Source organism: Streptomyces sp. MMG1533 (assembly GCF_001279775.1).
Classification (GTDB): domain Bacteria; phylum Actinomycetota; class Actinomycetes; order Streptomycetales; family Streptomycetaceae; genus Streptomyces.
Map to the genome: position 1 here is coordinate 34186 of NZ_LGDG01000134.1, position 22045 is coordinate 56230.

Genomic DNA, 22045 nt, shown 5'->3' on the forward strand with positions numbered 1-22045 from the left:
AAGCATGTCGTACGCCGTCGACCGCCGCGGTTTCCTGCGTGCCGCGGGGGTGGGAGCCGCCGCCCTCGGCCTCGGCCCGGCCCTGGCGTCCTGTGACTCGGGCCGGCAGAGCGGCAGCGAGACAGTCACCCTCACCTGGTGGGACTACTTCACCCTGGACAACTTCCAGCCCGCCTTCGCACGGCTCGTGAAGGACATCGAGGCCAACGTCCCCGACGTGCGGATCGAGCGGCGGACGTTCCCCTTCGCGGACCTCGACCGGCAGATCACCCTGGGTGCGGTCTCCGGTGATCTCCCGGACATCGCCATCGTCGACAACGTCGCCATGAACTCACTCGGCGGCAGCGGACTGCTGGCCGATCTCACCGGCAGGGTCGAGGAATGGGGTCAGGCGGGCAAGTACTACGCGGGCCCGTGGGCCGGCTGTCAGGTCGACGGGAAAACCCTGGGGATCCCCAACAACAGCAACTGCCTCGCCCTGTACTGCAACACCGGGCTGCTCGACGCCGCCGGAGTGAAGCCCCCGGCCACTTGGGACGAACTGGCCGACACGGCTCAGAAGCTGAGCGGCGGGGACCGGTTCGGTCTGGCGATGAGCGCGATCAGGACGGAGGAGGGCGTCTTCCAGTTCCTGCCGTTCCTGTGGCAGGCAGGCGGCGATCTGGACACCTTCGCCACGTACGGCGCCACCGCCCTGTCCTTCCTCGACGACCTCGTCGCCAAGGGCTCGCTGTCCGAGCAGTGCGTGGGCTGGACGCAGCAGGACGTCAACACACGGTTCGTCAACCAGCGGGCCGCGATGCAGATCAACGGCCCGTGGCAGCTCCCCACCCTCAAGCAGGCCGACCTGGAGTGGGAGGTCGTCGCACTGCCCCGTGACCGGGCGTCCGCCACCTGCCTGGGCGGGGAGAACTGGGTCGTGATGGAGAGCAGCAAGCACCAGGACAAGGCCTGGGAGGTCCTGGAGTACACCCAGCGTCCGTCGGTCCTGGTGCCGTTCCTGGTGGCACTCGGCAACCTTCCCGCCCGCAAGGACCTGGCGGACACGGGCACCTGGGCGTCCGACCCGGCCCTGCGGCTCTTCCTCAGCCAGCTGCCCGTCGCCCGTCCGCGTCAGTACGGTCCGCACTACGCCGACGCCTCGCAGGCCGTCGCCGTGGCCGAACAGGCCGTACTCACCGGTTCCGCGGCCCCCGCCGCCGCGGCGAAGTCCGCCGCCGTCAAGATCGACAAGGCGCTGGAGCGCCGGTGAGGAGGCGCCATGCGCCTTCACCTTCCTCGCGCCGCCGACGGGCCGGATACCTGTTCTCGCTCCCCGGCCTGACCTTCCTCGGCCTGTTCCTGGCGTACCCGCTGCTCTACAACGTGTGGACGTCCGTGCACGACGTCGACCTGAGCGCGCTGCTCGGCGGTGCCACGCGGTTCAACGGCCTCGCCAACTACCGGGCCACCGTCGCCGACCCGGACTTCTGGCACGCCGTACGGCTCTCGATCGTCTTCACCCTGGCGTCGCTGCTGTTCCAGTTCGTCATCGGCTTCGCCCTGGCCCTGCTGTTCGCCCGGCCGTTCCCGCTGAACGGGCTGCTGCGGTCGCTGCTCCTGGTGGCGTGGCTGCTGCCCCCGGTGGTCAGCGGCACCCTCTTCCGCTGGATGCTCGACGGCGAATCGGGCGCCTACAACGGACTGTTGCGCGCAACGGGTCTCGGCGCCCTGTCCCACGACTGGCTCACCGACCCGGGCACCTCGCTGGCCGGGGTCGTCCTCGCCAACGTCTGGGTCGGCGTGCCCTTCAACATGCTGCTGCTCCTGGTGGGGCTGCACACCATCGACCCGGAGCTCCACGAGGCCGCCGCCATCGACGGCGCGGGCGTCTGGCAACGCTTCCGGTGGATCACCCTCCCGCTGATGCGGCCCGTGTCGGTGACCGTGCTGCTGCTCGGCCTCGTCTACACCTTCAAGGTCTTCGACATCATCTTCGTGATGACGGGCGGCGGCCCCGTCGACGCCACCAGCGTCCTGTCGCTCTACGTCTACGAGATCTTCTTCAAGTTCTTCCGCTTCGGCGAGGGCGCCGCGGCCGGCCTGCTCCTGCTGCTCGTGCCCCTGCTCGTGGGCGGGCTCTATGTGCGTCGGCTGCGCAGGGAAGGAGAAACGGCGTGACCCCGGGCCGCCGCCGCCCCTGGCTGCTCACCACCACCGCCGCGCTGATCACCGCCGCCTTCCTCCTGCCGGTCTACTGGATGGTCAACACCAGCCTCACCGAGCCGGACCGGATCCTCGCCGAGACCCCGCAGTGGGTCCCCGCACCGGTCACCACGGAGAACTACTCGACCGCGCTGGCCGCCGAGGCCCTCCCCCAGGCCCTGCTCAACAGCGTGGTGATCTCCTGCGGAGTGGTCGCGCTCACCCTGCTCCTCGGCGTTCCCCTCGCCTACGCGCTCGCCCGGATCCCGATGCGCGGCTCCGGCACCATGGTCCTCGCCCTGCTCATCGCCCAACTGCCGCCCAGCATCGTGCTCGCGGCCCCGCTGTTCATCCTCGAACGCCGGGCCGGTCTCGACGACACGTACCTCGGTCTGATCGCCGCGGACACCACCCTCACCCTGCCCTTCGCGGTGATCGTGCTGCGCCCCGTGCTGCGGAGCGTGCCGAGGGAGCTGGAGGAGGCGGCCCTGGTCGACGGCTGCGGTCCGGCGGGCGTACTGCTGAGGGTGGTCCTGCCCGTCATGGTGCCCGGCCTGGTCGCGGTGGCGGGGCTGGCCTTCCTGATCGGCTGGGGCGAGTTCGTCTTCGGCCTCACCCTCGCCACGGAGCCCGCCGTACAGCCCGTCACCGTCCTGCTCAACGCCTTCGTGGGCCTGCACGGATCCGCATGGGGGGCCCTGATGGCCACCGCCACCCTCATCAGCATCCCCGTGGTCTGCGTCTTCGCGATCTTCCAGCGCTTCATCGTGGGCGGGCTCACCGCGGGAAGCGTCAAGAACTGACCGGCGCGTCGACCCGGTCAATGACCCGGTCGAAGTCCCGGTCGAAGTCTCAGTCGAAGTCTCAGTGGCCAAGAGGAGTCCGCTGTCGACGCCATGCGGAGTCGGACGTTGGACGAGCCGCGAGCTGCCTTCTACGGGGCGGACGACAGCATCAACCACACCTGAACCGTACGTTCAGGTCATCCGTGAGGTGTGCACCATGTCAACCACGGCAGGGGCCGGGTCGGCCGAGCACGGAGCCGGGCGCCGGCGCCGTACTCGCAGCGGTCCGCGTGCCGAAGTCAAATCGGGAAGGGGCGGTGCGCCAGAGGCACTACCAGTAGGCACCCGTGCCGAACCCCGACTGCATCACCTTCTGCCACCGCTGAGCCGCGTTGTTCTGCGGATGCCTCACAGCCGGGGGTCGGACTCTCACCGCGCCGATTCGCAGGACGACGCCCCCGGCACCTGCGGCTCGAACGGCGCGTGGCTCAGCCGCTGAACGAAGGCCCGGGCGTCCGACCCGCCATCAGGCCCGCCAGAGCTGCCCGCGACGAGACCCCCGTCTTGCGGTAGACCCGGGAGATGTGGGTCTCGACCGTGCGGCGGCTCAGGCAGAGCCGGTCGGCGATCGCCGGGCTGGTGAGGCCGTCGGCGACGAGGTCGGCGATCTCCCGTTCGCGGGCCGTCAGTTCGGCGAGGCGGCGCACAGGACCGTCGGCGGCTTCGGCCACCGCCGGGCCGACCACCTCGGCCAGGCCGGCCAGCATCCCGCTGCCGCCGGCGGCGGCGAGCCGCTGCCCGCGGTGCCAGGCCGCCCGCCCGCGCCGCGGACCGTCCGGGTCCGCCGCCAGCAGGGGGGCGGACAGGAGCAGGGAGTACGCCTCCCAGAACGCCCCTCCGCTGCGGGCGCTCTCCTCGGCCGCCGCCACGAACAGGTCCGCCGCCGCCCTGTCGTCACCGAGACCGAGACGTATGTGCGCGGCGCTGCGCATCGCCGAGGCCCGCTGCACGGGCAGATCGAGCCTTTCGGCCTCCTCGTGGGCCCGCTCGGCCCATTCCTTCGCCGTGTCCAGGTCACCCGTGGTGACGGCGGCGGTCACGAGGACCTCCAGGAACAGCGGGCGCATCGAGGGCTGCATCCGCCGCAGGCCGGGGCCGCCGGCGCGCAGCAGCGCATCCCGGGCGCGGGCCGGGTCGCCGGCGGTGAGCGCCGCGTAGCCGAGCACGCACCAGGCGATGGACGCCCACCAGTTGACGCCCAGACCGGCCGCGGCCACCGCCTCCTCGGCGATGGCGAGTGGCCGCGGATCGCCGGGTGGGCAGGCGTCCACCAGGGCGTGGGCCCTGGTCGCGAGGACGAAGGCGAGCAGTTCGTCGCTGCCGATGCCGCGGGCGATGTCCTCGGCCTCGTCGGACAGTTCCACCGCCGACGCGAGCCGGCAGGTCTGGATGCGCACGTGAGTCTTGCAGAGCAGAAGGTGGGGCAGGAGGTAGAGCTGGCCGGTGCGGCGGGCTATGGCCAGGCCTCGGTCCGCGTGCCGCTCGGCATCGGCGTAGCGCTCCAGGAACGCCTCCGCCCAGCCCAACCGGACCAGCGGCTCGCACAGGCCGGTCAGATCGCCGTCCGGCAGCGAGTCCACGAGGGCCGCCGCCCGGCGGGTGAAGTCGTCGGCCGCAGCCGTCTCCCCCTCGTACGCCTCCCCCAGTGCGGCGACGGCCAGCGCACCCGCCACCCCCGTCTCGTCCCCGAGCGAGCCGGCCACCTCCAGGGTGTGCGCCACGTCGGAGCGCACCGCCGGGTACGACGTGTCGTGCGGGGCCAAGGAACCCAGTTCCAGGCCCAGCGCCACCTGGTCGGCGGGCGACGGCGCGGGATCGGTGCGGTGCAGCTCGCGGCGGAGCAGGGCCACCGCCTCCGAGTAACGCCCCAAGTGGCGCTCCATGACGGCGCACAGCACCACGGCGGACGCCCGCGATCCCGTCCCGTCGCGCGGGTCGGGCAGGGCTAGCACCTGGTGCAACAGGTCACGGCTCTCCCGGAGCCGGCCGCCGGCGCCCAGCGCCCGGGCCCGCCGCAGCATCAACTCGCGCCGTCTGCTCGCGTGTTCCGTCGTGTGCGGAAGGTGCCGGAGCACCACCTCGAGCCAGTGCGCGCTGCTCGCGGGCGCCGTGTGGGCGGCCTGCTCGGCGGCCTCGGTCAGCACGGCCGCCGCCTGCGGGTCCCAGCCGGACAGCGACTGCTCGGCGTGGTGCGCCTGCTCGGCCAGCGGGGCGCCGACCCGGGCGAGTTCGGCGGCGGCCAGGCGGTGGGTCTCCGTACGCAGCCAGGGGTCGGTGCCGTCGCGGACGAGGCTGCGCAGCACGGGGTGCCGCAACGCGATCCGCCCGTGCGTGCCGGTGCGCAGCAGGTCGCGCCGGGTCAGCACGGCGAGGTCCTCGGCCAGCCGTCCCGGCTCGTGGCCGGTCACCGGGCCGAGCAGGGCGGGCGTGGCGTGGTCGCCGAGCGCGGCCACCGCTTCGACGAGCCGACCCTGCGACGGCGTCAGCGGGGTCAGCTCGTCGAGCAGCAGCGCGCCGAGGCCGGTCGTGGACAGCCGGCTCACCGACGCGCCCTCGCGGTGCGCCTGGAGCAGGGTCAGCAGGTACAGCGGGTTGCCCTCGCTCGCCGTGAAGAGCCGTACGGCCTCGTCGCGGGCCAGGTCGGGGGTGAGCAACTCGACGCAGTCACGCTCGCCGAGCGGGCCGAGAACCGTCCGCCGTACCGTGCCGGTCTCCGTGCCGCGGGTGAGGGTCGCGGCGAGCGGGGCGGGGCTCTGCCGGTCGCGGCGGGCGAGGACCAGCAGGACGCGGGCGCGCACGGGGTGCCGTACGAGATGGTCGAGGAGTTCCAGCGACGCGGCGTCCGCCCAGTGCATGTCGTCCAGCACCACGACCAGCGGGGACGCCGCGGCGTGGGCCAACAGGGCGGCAGTGGCCCGGTGCAGGCGGAAGCGGTCGGTGCGGCGGGGAGCGCCGCTGAGCACCGGGGCGACCTCGGAGGCCGCCGGGAAGGACTTCACGATCTGTGGGTCGAGGTCGGAGAAGGCGTCGGTGAACGGCTGGAACGGGATGTGGCGTTCGTACTCCGTCGCCCGGCCGCGCAGCACCGCCGCCCCGCGCCGCGTCGCGGCCAGGCACAGCTCGTGGACCAGCCGGCTCTTGCCGATGCCTGCCTCACCGCCGACGTCCAGCACCGCCGGGCGGCCGGGCGCGTCCCCCACCAGGTCCGCCAGCAGCCGGTCGAGGCGCCCGAGTTCGGCCTCTCTGCCGACCAGCGGTGTTCGTTCCGTCGTCATGCCCTCATGCCCCCCGCAACAGTTGTTGCCCCTGTACATCCTGACGTACGCCACTGACAACCTGTGAAGTTCGTGTCCGGGGTCTCACACCTCCAGGTGCGGAAACTACGTAACCGATCTACGTAACAGCACGATCGGCACGGCCCGACGCGCGCGGCAGGATCAAGTCCCTGGGGGGCCGCGGCCGTTGCCGCATCCGGAAGGTCCCGGGGACTTCGGGGAGGGCGGATGTTGGTCGTCGGCACAGTGGCAGGGATCGTCCTGCTGATCGTCGTATGCCTGATCGTTTGGATCATCCGGCGGTCGGACGGCCGGTACCGGTTCCGGCCGTCGTTCGAGGCGGCCTGCGAGGTCACGGTCGGCGGCCGGAGACTCGTGGCGTACTCCGGGCACCGCAAGGTGATCCGGCTCGCGGACCCGGCCGCGCGCGAGGACACGGCGGTCCTCACGGACTCGCGCACCTGGATCCGTGCGCTGTGCGAGGTCCACGTCGACGGCAGACCCCTGCTGACGTCCGGCGGCCGGGACGGCGTCGTCCGGCTCTGGGATCTCGAGGAACGAGGCGAGCCGGTGGCCTCCCTCACCGGTCACCGCGGCTGGGTGTTGGCACTGTGCACGGTGCGGGTCGCCGGGCGCGACCTGCTGGCCTCGGCGGGCCGGGACCGCACGATACGCCTCTGGGACCCGCGCAACGGCCGACTGGTGCGCACGATGGACGCCGGCCCCCGGAGGGGGTGGATCTTCTCCCTGTGTCAGGTGCGCACCGGCGGGCGAACACTGCTCGCGTCCGGACACGGCAACGGCACCGTGACCCTGTGGCACGCCGAGTCCGGGCAGGCGGCACTGGAGCTGACCGCGCACAACCGCGCCGTGTGGACCCTGTGCGAGGTGTCCGACGGCGACCGCACTCTGCTGGCCTCCGCCGGCTGGGACGGGGTCGTCCGACTGTGGGACGTGGAGGCACCGCAGGAGGTACGGGCGTTCACCGCCGGCGCCGGACCCGTGTACGCCCTGTGCCGGGCGGAAGTCGAGGGCCGCACGCTCCTCGTCGCCGGCGGCGACGGGCCGGGCACCGCCGTCTGGGACCCCTCCACCGGCGAACGCGCCGGCGACCTGGGCATGGACTTCGCCGGCCTGCTCAGCGGCCACGGCTGGGTACGCGCCGTATGCCAGGTCCGGCCGACGGAGGGCCCACCGCTGATCATCACCGCGGGGTACGACGACGGGGCACGTGTATGGGACCTGGCGAAGGAGATCGGTGCGTGAGCGCCCACAGCGGGAAACCCGACAAGTGCGCTGCTCCGCCGCCCTGTTGCCCACCGGCCGAGTAGAGGACCCGCGTATCGCCCGACTCAACTTGCGTTGTCCGGCCTGGCGTTGGCAGCCGCATCCGGGATTGTGATGGCCCTGCCCCGGGGGGCGGCGACCACGGGCGACCGAACGATGCCCAGGGCCTACCCGCCGAACACCCACACGCCGATCTCGACCAGGAGGCCGACCACGATGCCCAACACGATGACGCTGAACAGCCCGCCCAGAGCCAGGAATACGTAGCCCTCCCCGTTCACCCACCTGCCGTGCCGCGCGCAGGCGAACAGCCAGAGCGACAGTATGAGAAACGGCAGGAGAACGAGGCCGGTGATGGTTCCGATCGACACCACGGCGACGGCCGACGGTTCGTACGCCTGACCTCTCGCGGTGCGGACCTCGACGGTGCTGCCCGGCCGGTGTTCCTTTGCCGCCATGTTCAGCACGATCGCGCGCGAGGGCTCGCCCGCCCGGCGCGGTGTGTACCTGCCTGTGCAGTCGGTGCCGTCCGCGTTGCCCTCCACGTCGTGGGCTTCGTGGCACTCGGCGATCGTCATGACGCCGTCCACGGGTCCAAGACCCAGCACCGCAGCCAGGGGTGCTCCCGGGAGCAGCCAGATCAGCCACCCGGCGACGGCGAGGCTCACCGCCACTCCGACAACGGCCACACTCCGCGTCACCCGCCCTGCCGCACCCCGCGTCACCCGCTGTACCGCACCCCGCATGGCGTCCCCCTCACCCCGTCGACGCCCCGGAGGAGGGGCTGCGAACCGGCGCCGCCGGCTGCCCGGCCGACGTCACCCAGGGGACGTGACTCCCCCACCCGCTTCGACTCGCCAGGTTCACCTGGTTCGCCGGGTTCGCCGGGTTCGCCGATCCTGTCACCGGGGTGGGCTCCTGGCCTCAGTGGTTTCACCTACACCTGATACGTACCTGCCGTGTGCGTCGCCGGGTCCTCGCTTCCGGCGGTGGTCGGTGCAGGTCGGTTGGAGGCGGGGAGTTCCAGGCTCTGCGGGTGCTGTTGCGGGGAGGGGGCGCCCTGTCCGGCGCCCGCCGGCCGGTCGGCGTGACGTCAGGATGCCGGCCCTCCCGAGGCCAGGACGATCTCCCTGACGACCCCTGGCACGCCTGCCCGGTTTGCCCATATATGCGATCCTGATGTGTGGGTTCCCTGCCACTCGTGGGCGGCGTGGTCCCCCCGTCGCCGGTCCGGCGCCTCCGCCGTCGCCTGTGTTCCGGAGACCTCGTCCTGCTGGCACCTGCGGCTTGAACGGGAGGTAGACGCGGAGATGCCCCACTACTGTGGTGTCCGGGCCGGAGCCGCGGGGCCGCAGGCATACGGGGCTGGGACGGAAGGCGCCGGTGCGCTGCCTCCGGCGGAGCCCACCGCGAGGGAGCGGGTCCTGGCGTACGCCGGCGCGGCGCCGGCGGCTGTTTGCGTTCTCACCGATGAGTGCGAAGGGCTTCGGCCGGTCGAAGCGGCTGGAGGCGCGACTGCCCGCTACGGGCTGCCGGAGCGTTTTCCGCGGTCCGGTGGCTCACCCGTAGCTGACGCCTTCCGTAGGGGTCGGCCACCGCGGCCGACTCCCGCGGCACTCGCCTCCTACGACGAGGGCGACCCGACAGTTCGAGCAGGCATGTCGCTCGGTGCGCCGCCTCTCGGGGCAGAGGACGGACAGCTGGGCTGCCTCACCGCCGTGGGGGACGCCGCAGACGGCTTCGGAGCCGAGCAGCGGGGCTTCCTGAAGCAGTACGCCGACGCGATAGCCGGCCGACTCCACCCGCCGCAGCCCGCCGCCTGGCCGGAGACATGGCGTTCCGAGTGGCACTCCGAGTGGCGTTCCGAGTGGCGTTCCGAGTGGCCCGACGCACCGATCAACGCCCTGCCCACTCTCCGGACGGGTCTGAGGCACGGACGTATGAGCCTGTTGCCCGCGGGCACAGCCCTCGAACCCGGTCTCTCGGGCGTCGGCCCCGGCGGCCTGGCCGTCCTGCCGCTCCCGGCCAAGGGCCGGATCATCGGCGTGTGCCTGGCCGGCCGGAACGATCCGCACGAGTTCGTCCCCGATGAGCGGTCCCCGCTCCCCGCGACCGCGGGGCCGGCCGGGCGTGCGCACGCGTACGACGCCGAGCAGGAGCTCGCGACGATGCTGCAGCGCAGTCTCGACATCACCACGACGACCATCGACAACGCCACCACCAAGGGCGTCCCGGCATTCCGGCTCGCTCCGATCGCTGTGACGGGCGGCAGCATCAGGCAGACCCTGGTCAAGGAGGGCGTCTGCACGATCGACCAGATCTGCACCCCGAAGATCCGGCCCGCCTGCGACAGGGCCGGACTCACCCGAAAAGCCGCACTCACTCAGTAAGGGGAGGTGGTCCCTGTGGCGTACCCGCCGGTGCTGGCGTTGCGCGGCATCTCCAAGCGGTTTGGCGGCGTGCACGCGCTCGTGGATGTCGAGCTGCAGATCCGGGCCGGTGAGGTCGTCGCCCTGGTGGGCGACAACGGCGCCGGCAAGTCCACACTCGTCAGGGCGATCTCGGGTGTCGGCCCCGCCGACAAGGGCATCATCGAGTGGGAAGGCCGGCTCGTCCAGATCAAACGCCCCCACGACGCCCAGGCTCTGGGCATCGCGACCGTCTACCAGGACCTCGCGATGTGCGACAACCTCGACGTCGTCGGCAATCTCTTCCTCGGCCGTGAGATCCACAGGATCGGCATCCTCGACGAGCTGGAGATGGAACGCCGCGCTCGCGAGCTGATGCGCACCCTGTCCATCCGTATCCCCGATGTGCGCATGCCTGTCTCCGCACTGTCCGCAGGACAGCGGCAGGCTGTCGCGATCTCACGCTCGCTCATGGCCACACCCAAGGTCCTCCTCCTCGACGAACCCACCGCCGCCCTGGGCGTCGAGCAGACCAGCCACCTCCTCGACCTCGTCGAGGAGCTCCGCGACCACGGCCTCGCAGTGCTCCTCATCAGTCACAACATGGGCGACATCAAGGCCGTCGCGGACCGCGTCGCCGTCCTGCGCCTCGGCCGCAACAACGGCCTCTTCGACGTGAACACCACGTCCCAGGAACGGATCATCTCCTCCATCACCGGCGCGGCGGACAACGCCGTGGCCCACCGCACGACGCGCGACGAGGAGGCCTGGCCATGAGCAGGAAGGGGGCATCCCGGGATTCGGAACCCACCGGCACGGGAGGCGGCACAGACGCCGTGTCCGCGACGTCGGGCCGGCATTCGCGCACCCGCAGGCGGAACATGAACCTGAGGGGATATGCCGACGAGTTCCGCGCCAGGCTGCGCGGCGGCGAACGCGGCCCGATCCTGGTCGCCCTCGGGCTTGTCGCGATCTGGCTCGTCTTCCAGGGCCTCAACGACAACTTCCTCTCGCCGCGCAACCTGTCCAACCTCAGCGTGGACATCGTCGGTACCGGCCTGGTCGCCGTTGGCATCGTCTTTGTCCTGCTGATCGGCGAGATCGACCTGTCGGTCGGCTCCGTCAGCGGTCTGGCAGGGGCCGCGTTCGCCGTGTTGAACGTGAACCTCGGCATGCCGGAGTGGCTCGCCGTCATCGTGGCGGTGATGTCGGGAATGGCAGCGGGAGCCGTCCACGGGGTCTTCTTCGCCTGGGTCGGCGTGCCCTCGTTCGTGGTCACCCTCGCGGGGCTGCTTGCCTGGAACGGTCTGACGCTCTTCCTCCTGGGCGCGAGTGGCACCATCAACCTCGACGAGGAGGGTCTGGTCGCCTCCCTGACCAGCACCTATTTCGGTACCGCCGCTGCGGCCTACGGTCTGGCGGCGCTCGGCACCGCCACGTACTTCCTGGTCTCCCACCGGAACAGGAACCGCCACAAGGCCGCCGGGATGCCGCACCGGCCACTGGGCGAGATCTGGGTGCGCACAGGTGTCCTGGCAGTGATCGTCTTCGCCGCCGCCTACGCGCTCAACCAGTTCCGGGGCCTGCCGCTCGCCCTCCTGATCTTCCTGGCGGTCATCGTCGTTTCTGACTACGTCCTGCGGCGCACCCTCTACGGGCGGACGGTCTACGCGCTCGGCGGCGGTATCGAGGCGGCGCGGCGCGCCGGTGTCGGCGTGGCACGGGTGCGGATCTTGATGTTCATGGTGTCGGGGACACTGGCCGCGATCGGTGGCCTGTTCGTGGCCTCGGGGCTCACCTCGGCGAGCCCCACGACGGCCCGCGCCGCCGGCTCCGGCATGCTGCTGATCAACGCCATCGCTGCGGCTGTCATCGGGGGCACCAGTCTGTTCGGCGGGCGCGGCTCGACATGGTCCGCGCTGCTCGGCGTGCTGGTCATCGAGTCGATCGCCTCGGGCATGGCGCTCCTGGGGGTCCAGGACGCCGTCCAGTTCATGATCACTGGTGGTGTGCTGCTCGCCGCGGTCACCGCCGACACGCTCTCCCGGCGTTCCGCGGGGGCGCGCGGCCGCACCTGAGCGGGACCACTTGCGTCAACATTTCATCATCGTCTGCTTATCACAGTGCAAAATAGGAAATATAGGGATCGAAGCGAATCCCGGGGCCATCGGAGTGCCATGAAGCGCAGGAGCCTCGCCCGTCTGGTCGTGGCAGCCGCAGCGGCCACAGGCCTGGCGCTCTCGGGCTGCAATGCCACAGACCAGCCGTCCGGCGGGTCGAAGGGGAGCATCAACGTGCTCACCATGGACATCGCCCAGATGCAGCAGCTGAAACAGCTCACGAAGAGGCACTTCACCGCGGAGACCGGCATCACGGTCAATTACACCCTGCTGCCGGAGAACCAGTCGCGGGCCAGGACGGATCGCGAATTCGCGAGCCAGGCCGGGCACTACGACGTCGCGATCGTCGGCTCGTACGAAGTACCGATCTATTCGAAGAACGGCTGGCTCGCCCCGCTGGACTCCTACGTGAAGGCGGACAGGTCCTTCGACCAGGACGACATGTTCCCCAACCTGATGGCGTCGCTGACCGGGACCGACGGCAAGACCTATGCCGAGCCCTTCTACGGTGAGGGCTCCTTCCTGATGTATCGCAAGGACCTCTTCAGGAAGGTCGGGCTGGCCATGCCGCGGGACCCGACCTGGGACCAGGTCGCCTCGCTGGCGGCCAAGGTCGACGGTACCAACGGCGCGGCGGGCATCTGCCTGCGCGGCATGTCCGGGTGGGGCCAGAACCTCGCCCCGCTCAACAGCGTCATCAACACCTTCGGCGGTGCCTGGTACGACATGAAGTGGAACGCGCAGCTCACCTCACCGGCGTTCAAGGAAGCGGTGCAGTTCTACGTCGACCTGGTCCGCAAGTACGGTCAGCCCGACGCCCATCGGAGCGGTGTCCTGGAAACGCTCGAAACCTTCGTGGCGGGCAAGTGCGCCATGATGTACGACGCAACCGCCCTGGCGTCGTCGGTCGAGGCCGACGGCTCGGCGATCAAGGGCAAGGTCGGCTATGTCGCGGCGCCACACGACAAGACCGAGAAGGCCGGTTGGCTGTGGACATGGGCCTGGGGCATCCAGAACGCCAGCAAGAACAAGGACGCCGCCTGGGAGTTCATCTCCTGGGCCTCCTCCAAGGACTACCAGGAGCTGGTCGGCACGGAACTCGGCTGGATCGCGGCGCCCGCGGGAAGCCGGAAGTCGCTCTACGCCAACCCCGAATACCAGAACGCGGCCGCCGCCTGGTACCGGCAGGAGTACATGGCGGCCACGAACTCCGCCGACCCGCGGAACCCGGGCGTCAGCCCACGCCCCTACACGGGTGTCCAGTACGTGGGCATCCCCGAGTTCGCCCATCTCGGCACCAAGGTCTCCCAGGAGATCAGCTGGACCATCGCCGGAAGGCAGTCGGTGGACACGGCTCTGCAGAAATCCCAGGAACTCGCCCACGCGGCGGCGGAGAAGTACCGCACCGACTAGTACACTGCCTAATGCACTGCGCCGGAAATCGCGGGCTTGGTTCTCTTGCTGATTTTCCCCCGCCCGCGGCATGTCCGCCTACGTCGAAGCCCTCATCCAGCGCCGACTGGAACGGGACCGACTGCGCGAACTCATCGAAGACGCGGAGGCCGAGCACGGCCCGGTGGATCTGACGGCGGTCGACGCCAAGCGGGCGATCCTGCGCGGTGACACGGCCGGCTCGGCGGACGCCGCGTGAGCGGCACGCTCGTGCTGGACTGCGAGGGCCTGTCCAAGCTCGTACAGCGCGCCCCCGAGCTCACCGAGTGGCCGGCCGAGGCGGAGGACATCCGTGTCGTCACGAGCTCGGCGACCCTCGTCAAGGCCCGCGACCCCAGGACCAACCAGGCCCGCTTCGACTACGCCGTCTCCCGCGTCAACATCGCCCCGCCCACCGAAGCCATCGCCCGCCACGCCGGCCAACTCCTCGCCGCAGCCGGCCTGCACGGCCACAAATACCTCCTCGACGCCCTCGTGGTTGCCACCGCACTGGCCTCACCACCCGGACCAACCGGTCGCCCAGCAGCTCGCACGCCGCCTCGAACCCCTCCTCGGCCCCGACTTCGAACTCTCATCCGCGTTGAACCCTCCCCACCTGCCCGCAGCACTCCTTGCTCCACTGTCCGGAACCGCCTGGTAAGAGGCCATGACAGGTGTCACACGGCTTTCTCGGTGATGCCCCGTTGAAGATGTCGCCCTTGGTTCACAGGGCCCCTCCCGGCCGTCACGGCACCGGCACGCACACGTGTGCCTATTGCCTCTCCGAAACTGCACAGGCCACTATCGCCACAGGCGTGCGACGACGAGTACCGGATGGTCGGATTTCGTAGAGGCTCTCCCCTACGACACATCCACCCGGATAGAATTCAGAGTTACTGCCTAGCCGATCAGTCCCATTCAGACACAGGGGGAATTCCATGCCTCCCAGCGCTTCCCAGCGTTTACATCGGCATTTCTTGCGGTCCACACCCGGCCCGGTAGGCGTTCGGATCTCAGTGCTGGCTTCGGCTCTGGCAATGGTGTTCGTCGGCGGGTGCACACACAGTACGAGCGGATCGCCCCAATCGGCGGCGACCCACTCGGCAGCGCCCTCGCCCGCCTCATTTCCGTCCAGTCCGCCGGACACCGCGCAGTGTCCAGGTACGGTGCTCGATCATCGAGACATCAAGCATCCAGACCTCGGGGCGGTCCGCGTATTCCTGGTCCGGCGGACCGATTCCCAAAGCCCCAGCGGGTGCATCGCGTCCGTCACCAGTAGCGGTCACGCACTGGCATCCATCGACGTGGACGTCTACGAAAAGGAACTACACTTCGCTGCTCCTGTATCTGACGCCACCAAGAACACCTTCGTGATCTACAACCCCGGACGCTATGACGGAGTGCTGGTACTCGTACCTGACAAAGACGGGTTCGAGGACATCGGCTGGAGCGACCCGGGGGACCACTATAGCGGCGGGAGACTCGCCTATTACAACGCACGGCTCGTCGGCCCCGGCGGAGACGGCCGTTACACGATTGCCAAATCCGCAAACTCGTGCAACCCCAGCTGTGCCGAAGGCGCCATCGCAAAAGTCAGGTTGCAATGGAACGGCCACGAATACCTGCCCGCCGCATGAGGAGGAGACGCTTCCCCATTCAACTCCGGAAGCCAGGTCCGGCATTCGCTTGGTTGCGGTCACGCATAGCCCGCCACAGACGAATAAGGACTGAACTCGGATACGGCGCCTTTCTCTCCTACAGCGGGGATCGCGACCGACGATGGTTGCCGCACCTGCAGCGGGCGATCGAAAAGCAGTCCCGGCCCTGGTACAAGCCACCTCGGATCAGAGTCTTCCTTGATGACAGCGGTGTATCGATCGGGCCGCAACTCTGGGGAAAGATCGAATCCGGCCTCGCCCGCTCTGATTGGCTCGTGGTCATGGCATCGCCGGAGTCAAAGGCATCGGTGTGGGTCGACCGGGAAATCGAGTGGTGGCTGAAGCACAAGGCGGTCGACACGATCCTGCTCATTGTGACCGCAGGACAGCTGGTCTGGGACGAGCAACGGGCCGACTGGAATCCGGAACTCTCGACGGCGCTGCCCACCCGTCTGTCAGGACGATTCAAGCAACAACCGGTCTGGAAATCCGCGGCCCTCCACCGCCCCGACAACGGTGCCGATCTCGTGCCGGATGTCGACAACATCGCACTCGGTATCGCGTCCGTCGTACGCGGCCTTCCAGAGGACGACCTGAAGTCGGAAGGCATCCGCGACACGACGCGCAACCTGCGGACAGCCAGGATCACCGCGGCCGTACTGAGCTTGCTCCTCCTGATCGCGAGCACGGTGTCCGTGATCGCACTGTTCGCACGCGCCGAGGCCACCCGCCAGCGTGACCACGCCGTCGCGCAGCAGTTGATCAGCCAGAGTTCCTTCCTTGCGACCCGTGACCCATTCGGTGCCCGATTGAAAGCGTTGGCAGCATGGCGGATCGACCCCACTCCAGAGTCCCGCCTCGCAGTCCTCAACGCCGCCGTTGCCCCGGGGTCCGGCTTGCTCGCTCATTCCTGGCCCGTGAGATCGGTGGCTTTCAGCCCGGACGGCAAGACCATTGCTTCCGGCGGCGACGACGGCATTGTGCGGCTCTGGGATGCGGCAACACAGCGGAAGATCGGTGCCCCGTTCATCGGGCACAACCAAGGCGTCACGTCGGTAGCCTTCGGACCGGGCGGTAAGACTCTGGTCAGCTCAAGTTTCGACGGCACTGTCCGACTCTGGAGCGTCGCCGACCACACACAGATCGGTGACGCATTCCAAGCCCATGCCGGGGCGATCTTTTCGGTCGCCCACAGCCCTGACGGCAGGACTCTCGTCACCGGTGGCGAGGGCGACTCCGGGACAGTACGGATATGGGACGTGGCGACACATCGCCAGATCGGCGAGCCATTCGGAGGTCAGGCCTACGGTGCCGCAGTAGCCTTCAGCCCCGACGGCCGAACCTTCGCCACCGGAGCCGACGACGACCTACAGCTCTGGGACACCAGTTCCCGCGCGCCAATTGGCAAGGCACTGAGGACAGCCGGCTACGGAATCTCGTCGGTCTCCTTCAGTGGGGACGGCAAGACCATCGCCGCCGCCGATGCCGACGGCAGCGTCCGGCTCTGGGACACCACCACCCGAGCCCCGGTCGGGAAACCGTTCACCGCAAGTGCCGAGGGGGTCGACTCGGTGGCTTTCAGCCCCGACGGCACGATGTTCGCCGCCGCGTACGACGACGGCGGCGTGCAACTCTGGGACATCGTGCGCCACATCCGGATGGGGGCGCCGTTCACCGGCCATGCAAGTACGGTCCGGGCTGTGGCCTTCAGCCCGGACGGATCGACCCTGGCCAGTTCGAGTGATGACACCACGGTCCGGCTGTGGGATGTCCGCACGCTACGACAGATCGGAACATGGGTCGATGCCGGGGAGCAACTGGCGGCAGCGCTCAGCCCCCATGGTCAGATCCTGGCCGTCGCGGGATCCGACGACGCTGTGCGCTTCTGGAACGTTGGCGCACGTCGCCAGATCGGTGATCCGTTGGTCTCCAGTGACGTGGATTTTGGCTCCGTAATTTCCTTCAACCCCGATAGTACGGTGCTTGCGACCACCTCCTTCGAAACAAATTACAGTGTGAAACTATGGGACCTCACAGCCCATCGCCAGATCGGCAAGTCGCTGCCCAGCCGCACCGGCTTCATTATCGCAATAGCTTTCAGTCCCGACGGCAGGAAACTCGTCAGTTCCGACGAGGGCTTCGTGCGCGTATGGAATCTGGCAACGCATCGTCAGATAGGCAAGGCACTCGATGTCAGAGCAACGAGCGTCGCATTCAGCCCTGACGGCCGCACACTCGCCACCATCACCGAGGACGACACAGTGGTGCTCTGGGATGCTGCCACACATCGCCGCATCGGCGAGACGCCCCCCAGTCACACCGCGCAGATCAACGCGATGACATTCAGTGCCGACGGCACGATGCTCGCAACCGCGAGCCGCGACAATACCGTCCGGCTCTGGAACGTGGCCACGCGTAAACAGATCGGGGAGCCGCTGACCGGCCATCGCAGCGGCGTGACGTCCATTGCGTTCAGTCCCAACGGAAAAACGCTGGTCACCGGCAGCATGGATCACACGGTCAGGCTCTGGGACGTCATCACCCGGCAGCAGATCGGCGGGCCGCTCGAAGGGCACAGCGCTGACGTCACCGGCGTGGGATTCGGTCCCGCCGGCAAGACGATTACTAGTTGGAGCAGCGACAATACGGTGCGGTTGTGGGACGTCGACGCAACAGTGGACCCGGTGCACTCGCTCTGCGAGTGGGCAAAGGGTGCATTCAATGCCGACCGGTGGCGCGCTTACGTACCTTCGGGCCCCGCTTTCCGGCCGCTCTGTCCAAAGTCCGGAGAAAGTTGACCGGATGGACCGGGAGCGGGCGAGGGACACTTCAGGACCGCTGTCGAGATGGCGATGCAGGGCGCTGGCCGTGGTGTCCACAAACTCCGCGGGGATCGAGTGAGTGTCCACCCAGCGAACCTCCGCATGCTTTCGGGGTTCGCGATTCTCTGGCTCGCCGCTCCACTCGTGGGCGGCGAAGACGACGGTGAGGAAGCCGTTCGGCGCCTCGACGCCCCAGGCGCTGTGGATGACATGGGCCACCAAGACCACCCGGGCCAGGCCGATCTCGACCACGTACGCGCCCTCCTCAGCCCGCCGCACGTCGCTGAGCGTTCTGCTCCAGGATCTCGGCGGCAGCCGTAGCGGATGGCGAGGCGGGCGGCGTTGTGGCCGGGGCCGCAGCCGAGTTCCAGCAGCCGCTTGCCGCGCAGGTCCGTGGCGTCGCGGCGAGGCGTGCGGGCAGCCCGCTGCACCCCGGCCAAGCTGGTCCCACTTCAACGCGGGCCAAGAGCAAGAAGAAGAGTGAACGCCGGAAGCCCGACCAGTGAGCCGCGGCACCGTTCCGCTCGCGCATCGCTCACGCAAGCACTTCCACGGCATCCCCGTCGTGCGGCTCGGCATGCCCCGGACATGAAAAAACCCCAGGTCACGGCGAGTGAGTCCTGGGGTTAATCCGAGCCGCCTTCGGGATTCGAACCCGAGACCTACGCATTACGAGTGCGTTGCTCTGGCCATCTGAGCTAAGGCGGCGAGCTGTCCGCACCATGGTGCGATCAGCAACGTGGGAAAGTCTACACAGTTTCCGAGGGTGCTCCGTACCGGCCCCGAGGGCAGGGTCCCCTGGGCCGGAAGCAGGGGCTATGAGCAGCGCTTTCCGTCCGTCGGAGGGGTGCCGCGAAGCAGGTACGCGTTGATCGTGGAGTCGATGCAGGTGCTGCCGCGGCCGTAGGCGGTGTGGCCGTCGCCCTCGTAGGTGAGGAGGCGGGCGGAGGAGAGCTGGGCGGACAGGCCCCGGGCCCAGCGGTAGGGCGTCGCCGGGTCGCGGGTGGTGCCGACCACGACGATCGGGGCCGCGCCCTTCGCCTCGATGCGGTGCGGCTCACCCGTGGCCTTCACCGGCCAGTACGCGCAGTTCAGGGAGGCCCAGGCGAGGCCCTCGCCGAAGACCGGGGACGTCTTCTCGAAGGCGGGGAGGGCTTTGCGTACCTCGTCCGGGGTGTCGAAGGCGGCCGGGAGGTCGAGGCAGTTCACGGCGGCGTTGGCGAACATCAGGTTCGCGTAGCGGCCGTCGGCGTCCCGCTCGTAGTAGCTGTCGGAGAGGACCAGCAGGCCGGCGCCGTCGTTCTCCTTCATCGCCGAGGTCAGCGCCTCGCGCAACTGCGCCCAGGCTCCCTCGTCGTACATCGCCGCGATCACGCCGGTGGTGGCGAGGGACTCGCCGAGCTTACGGCCGTCCCCGTCGCCGGTGGGGATCGGGCGGGCGTCCAGCTTCTCGAAGAAGGCCTTGAGGTTCCGGCCGACCTGGGCGGACGTCGTGTTCCTGCCGCCCAGCGGGCAGTCCGGCTGCTGCACGCAGTCCTTCGCGAACGACTGGAACGCCGTCTCGAAGCCCGCCGTCTGGTCGAGGTTCATCCGGCGGGCGGGCAGCGAGGGGTCCATCGCGCCGTCCAGGACGAGTCGGCCGGCCCGCTCCGGGAAGAGGCCCGCATACGTCGCCCCGAGGAACGTCCCGTACGACGCCCCCACGTAGTTCAGCTTCGGGTCGCCCAGCGCCGCCCGCACGATGTCCATGTCCCGGGCCGCCTCGACCGTGGACACATGGCGCAGCAGCTGAGGCGAGTGGGCGCCGCAGCCCTCGGCGAACTCCTTGTACGCGTCGACGAGTTCGGTGGTCTCCCGTTCGTCGTCGGGCGTGGCGTCCGTCTGCGTGTACGCGTCCATGTCCTGCCCGCCGAGGCATTCGACGGGCTCGCTGCGGGCGACGCCGCGCGGATCGACGGCCACCATGTCGTAGCGGGCGCGGACCTCGGCGGGGTAGCCGATCCCGGCGTACGCCTGCAGGTAGCCGATCGCCGAACCGCCCGGTCCGCCGGGGTTCACCAGCAGCGACCCGAGATGCTTGCCCGGACCCGTGGCCTTCTTGCGGGCGACGGCGAGCCGGACGTCGCCGTCGGCCGGCTTCGCGTAGTCGAGCGGCGCCTTCAGCGTGGCGCACTCGAAGCCGGGCACTCCGCAGCTGCGCCAGTTCACCTTCTGTCCGTAGTACGACGCGAGGGCGGTCGGCGTGGCCTCCGGCAGCGCGGCCAGCGCCGCCTGAGCCGCCGCACCGCCGGGGCTCGTCGCACTCCCCGAGGAGCAGGCAGAGACGAGCAGCGCGGTGGCGGCGAGGAGAACTCCGCCGGTACGGGCTCTGCGTGTTCGGGTGTGGCGGACGGGCGGGTCGGTCTGGCCTGCCGTGGCGAGGGGGCGGAAGCTGCGCCTGATGTACATCAGCCGAGCGTAACTCTGTGCAGCGACCTGAATGCCCTCCGTGCATGTCGCGGCTCGTACGAGTGACATGGTCAACTTCCTGCGGGCGGGGGCCTGTCAGGGGTGAACCGGGACACGGGCCGGTGATGCCTTCACCGGCAACCGCGGCAACCGCGGCAACCGCGGCACGGCGACGGGGCCGGACCGCCGGGCCGCCCCCGTCAGCCCGCTCTCAGCGCCATCGTCATCGCCTCCACGGCGAGCAGCGGAGCCACATTGCGGTCGAGGGCCTCGCGGCACGCGGCGATCGCCTCGATGCGGCGGAGCGTGGACTCCGGGGAGCCGGCGCGGGCGAGCCGCTCCAGGGCGTCCTCCGCGTCGGCGTTGGAGATCGCCACTCGGGAGCCGAGCTGGAGGGCGAGGACGTCGCGGTAGAAACCGGTGAGGTCGGTCAGGGCGAGGTCGAGGCTGTCGCGCTGCGTACGCGTCCGGCGTCGCTTCTGCTTGTCCTCCAGGTCCTTCATCACGCCCGCCGTGCCACGCGGCATCCGGCCGCCCTGGGACGCGCCCATCGCCGCCTTCAGCTCCTCGGTCTCCTTGCCGTCCGTCTCCTCGGCAAGTTGCTTGGCGTCGTCCGAGGCCGCGTCGACGAGTTCCTGGGCGGCTTTGAGGCAACCGCCGACGTCCTCCACCCGCAGCGGCAGCTTCAGCACCGCCGACCGGCGCGCGCGGGCGGCCGGGTCGGTGGCGAGGCGGCGGGCCCTGTCGACGTGCCCCTGTGTGGCGCGCGCCGCGGCCATGGCGGCGACCGGTTCGACGCCCTCCCGGCGTACGAGCATGTCGGCGACGGCGTCGACCGACGGCGTCGAGAGGTTCAGCTGACGGCAGCGGGAGCGGATGGTCGGCAGGACGTCCTCGATGGAGGGGGCGCACAGCAGCCAGACCGTGCGGGGGGCGGGCTCCTCCACGGCCTTGAGGACGGCGTTGGCCGACTTCTCGTTCAGCCGCTCGGCGTCCTCCACGAGGATGACCTGCCAGCGGCCGTTCGCCGGCGAGGTGAACGACTTGCGGACGGTGTCCCGCATGTCGTCGACGAGGATCTGGGAGCCGACGGCGGCGACGGTGGAGACATCGGCATGGGTGCCGATCAGCGCCGTATGGCAGCCGTCGCAGAAACCGCAGCCGGGGACTCCGCCGAGAGCCCGGTCCGGGCTGACGCACTGCAGGGCGGCGGCGAAGGCCCGCGCCGCCTGGTTCCGCCCCGCACCGGGCGGACCCGTGAACAGCCAGGCGTGGGTCATCTTCGACGCCTCGGGCGGCGGTGTGTGGGCGGTGGCCGCGGTGACCAGGGCGTCGGCATCCCGGGCAGCGGCACCGAGTTGCTCGCTCACCCTCTCCTGCCCGACCAGGTCGTCCCAGACGGCCATGCCTCACCCCGCCCCTTCGTCACGTTTCGCGTTGCGGATCCCATTGTGAGGGCCGGCACTGACAACGAGGCGAGGCGGCCCGTGCCCCGCGACCACGAGCCGAGCCACACACCCTGAGGGCCACACATCCTGAGGCCCACACACCCCGCAGGCCCCGCAGC

Annotated in this window: 14 protein-coding genes, 1 tRNA gene and 3 pseudogenes; 12 read left to right on the forward strand and 6 right to left on the reverse strand. The window is 69.7% G+C overall.

Annotated elements, in window-relative coordinates:
* Positions 1–4 precede the first annotated feature (4 nt).
* Genes ADK57_RS15590 through ADK57_RS15600 form a run of 3 tightly spaced genes read left to right on the forward strand, consistent with a single transcriptional unit; the run spans position 5 to position 2987 of the window.
* Positions 5–1252 (forward strand): ABC transporter substrate-binding protein, encoded by a 1248-nt coding sequence (locus tag ADK57_RS15590; RefSeq protein WP_053750054.1) that lies wholly within the window; start codon positions 5–7, stop codon positions 1250–1252.
* Entirely contained in the window at positions 1249–2160 is a 912-nt protein-coding gene (locus ADK57_RS15595) for a carbohydrate ABC transporter permease (RefSeq protein ID WP_053750055.1), read from the forward strand. Before ADK57_RS15590 ends, ADK57_RS15595 begins: the two co-directional genes overlap by 4 nt.
* Positions 2157–2987, forward strand: a complete 831-nt coding sequence (locus ADK57_RS15600) for a carbohydrate ABC transporter permease (RefSeq protein ID WP_053750056.1) — start codon at positions 2157–2159, stop codon at positions 2985–2987. The genes ADK57_RS15595 and ADK57_RS15600 overlap by 4 nt, the downstream gene beginning before the upstream one ends.
* A gap of 470 nt (positions 2988–3457) precedes the next feature.
* Here the strand turns inward: ADK57_RS15600 and ADK57_RS15605 are convergent, their stop codons facing one another.
* A complete protein-coding gene (locus ADK57_RS15605) occupies positions 3458–6304 on the reverse strand; it encodes a helix-turn-helix transcriptional regulator (protein ID WP_199830587.1) in 2847 nt (948 codons plus the stop codon).
* Between the two features lie 228 nt (positions 6305–6532).
* On the opposite strand from ADK57_RS15605, the gene ADK57_RS15610 reads away from it, so the two are divergent.
* Positions 6533–7570: a WD40 repeat domain-containing protein gene (locus ADK57_RS15610; RefSeq protein ID WP_053750057.1), complete on the forward strand. Its 1038-nt coding sequence runs from the start codon at positions 6533–6535 to the stop codon at positions 7568–7570.
* A gap of 188 nt (positions 7571–7758) precedes the next feature.
* Here the strand turns inward: ADK57_RS15610 and ADK57_RS15615 are convergent, their stop codons facing one another.
* Positions 7759–8280, reverse strand: a complete 522-nt coding sequence (locus tag ADK57_RS15615) for a hypothetical protein (protein WP_053750058.1) — start codon at positions 8278–8280, stop codon at positions 7759–7761.
* Between the two features lie 1107 nt (positions 8281–9387).
* Between ADK57_RS15615 and ADK57_RS52420 the strand changes: the two are divergent.
* From ADK57_RS52420 to ADK57_RS15640, 8 genes and pseudogenes are all read left to right on the forward strand, one after another.
* A pseudogene (locus ADK57_RS52420) lies at positions 9388–9777 on the forward strand (PAS sensor protein); the annotation flags it as partial.
* Between the two features lie 219 nt (positions 9778–9996).
* Positions 9997–10776: an ATP-binding cassette domain-containing protein gene (locus ADK57_RS15625; RefSeq protein ID WP_199830588.1), complete on the forward strand. Its 780-nt coding sequence runs from the start codon at positions 9997–9999 to the stop codon at positions 10774–10776.
* Positions 10773–12077: a sugar ABC transporter permease gene (locus ADK57_RS15630; protein ID WP_053750060.1), complete on the forward strand. Its 1305-nt coding sequence runs from the start codon at positions 10773–10775 to the stop codon at positions 12075–12077. Before ADK57_RS15625 ends, ADK57_RS15630 begins: the two co-directional genes overlap by 4 nt.
* Before the next feature lie 99 nt (positions 12078–12176).
* The gene (locus ADK57_RS15635) at positions 12177–13532 is read left to right on the forward strand and encodes an ABC transporter substrate-binding protein (RefSeq protein WP_053750061.1); all 1356 of its coding nucleotides are present in this window, start codon (positions 12177–12179) and stop codon (positions 13530–13532) included.
* Positions 13533–13602: 70 nt separating this feature from the next.
* Positions 13603–13770 carry a hypothetical protein gene (locus ADK57_RS50455; RefSeq protein ID WP_199830589.1) on the forward strand — a complete coding sequence of 56 codons (168 nt, stop codon included), beginning with the start codon at positions 13603–13605 and terminating at the stop codon, positions 13768–13770.
* A pseudogene (locus ADK57_RS47350) lies at positions 13767–14072 on the forward strand (type II toxin-antitoxin system VapC family toxin); the annotation flags it as partial. The gene ADK57_RS50455 and the pseudogene ADK57_RS47350, both read left to right, overlap by 4 nt.
* 782 nt (positions 14073–14854) lie before the next feature.
* Entirely contained in the window at positions 14855–15187 is a 333-nt protein-coding gene (locus tag ADK57_RS49910; RefSeq protein WP_159050067.1) for a hypothetical protein, read from the forward strand.
* Entirely contained in the window at positions 15184–18006 is a 2823-nt protein-coding gene (locus tag ADK57_RS15640) for a toll/interleukin-1 receptor domain-containing protein (protein WP_107091558.1), read from the forward strand. Before ADK57_RS49910 ends, ADK57_RS15640 begins: the two co-directional genes overlap by 4 nt.
* 21 nt (positions 18007–18027) lie before the next feature.
* Here the strand turns inward: ADK57_RS15640 and ADK57_RS51155 are convergent.
* The 4 genes and pseudogenes from ADK57_RS51155 to ADK57_RS15655 all read right to left on the reverse strand — a co-directional run.
* A pseudogene (locus ADK57_RS51155) lies at positions 18028–18249 on the reverse strand (DNA mismatch repair protein MutT); the annotation flags it as partial.
* Between the two features lie 415 nt (positions 18250–18664).
* A tRNA-Thr gene (locus ADK57_RS15645) sits at positions 18665–18738 on the reverse strand.
* A 108-nt stretch (positions 18739–18846) separates the two neighbouring features.
* Positions 18847–20478, reverse strand: a complete 1632-nt coding sequence (locus tag ADK57_RS15650) for an alpha/beta hydrolase (protein ID WP_078973153.1) — start codon at positions 20476–20478, stop codon at positions 18847–18849.
* Between the two features lie 200 nt (positions 20479–20678).
* Positions 20679–21884 (reverse strand): DNA polymerase III subunit delta', encoded by a 1206-nt coding sequence (locus tag ADK57_RS15655; RefSeq protein ID WP_053750063.1) that lies wholly within the window; start codon positions 21882–21884, stop codon positions 20679–20681.
* Positions 21885–22045: the final 161 nt, after the last annotated feature.

Excerpts from the sequence above, each read along its gene's own strand:
- ADK57_RS15640 (WP_107091558.1), top strand. The coding sequence starts at position 15,184 with ATGAGGAGGAGACGCTTCCCCATTCAACTCCGGAAGCCAGGTCCGGCA.
- ADK57_RS15630 (WP_053750060.1), top strand. The coding sequence starts at position 10,773 with ATGAGCAGGAAGGGGGCATCCCGGGATTCGGAACCCACCGGCACGGGA.
- ADK57_RS15635 (WP_053750061.1), top strand. The coding sequence starts at position 12,177 with ATGAAGCGCAGGAGCCTCGCCCGTCTGGTCGTGGCAGCCGCAGCGGCC.
- ADK57_RS50455 (WP_199830589.1), top strand. The coding sequence starts at position 13,603 with ATGTCCGCCTACGTCGAAGCCCTCATCCAGCGCCGACTGGAACGGGAC.
- ADK57_RS15655 (WP_053750063.1), bottom strand. The coding sequence starts at position 21,884 with ATGGCCGTCTGGGACGACCTGGTCGGGCAGGAGAGGGTGAGCGAGCAA.
- ADK57_RS15590 (WP_053750054.1), top strand. The coding sequence starts at position 5 with ATGTCGTACGCCGTCGACCGCCGCGGTTTCCTGCGTGCCGCGGGGGTG.
- ADK57_RS15610 (WP_053750057.1), top strand. The coding sequence starts at position 6,533 with ATGTTGGTCGTCGGCACAGTGGCAGGGATCGTCCTGCTGATCGTCGTA.
- ADK57_RS15605 (WP_199830587.1), bottom strand. The coding sequence starts at position 6,304 with ATGACGACGGAACGAACACCGCTGGTCGGCAGAGAGGCCGAACTCGGG.
- ADK57_RS15650 (WP_078973153.1), bottom strand. The coding sequence starts at position 20,478 with ATGTACATCAGGCGCAGCTTCCGCCCCCTCGCCACGGCAGGCCAGACC.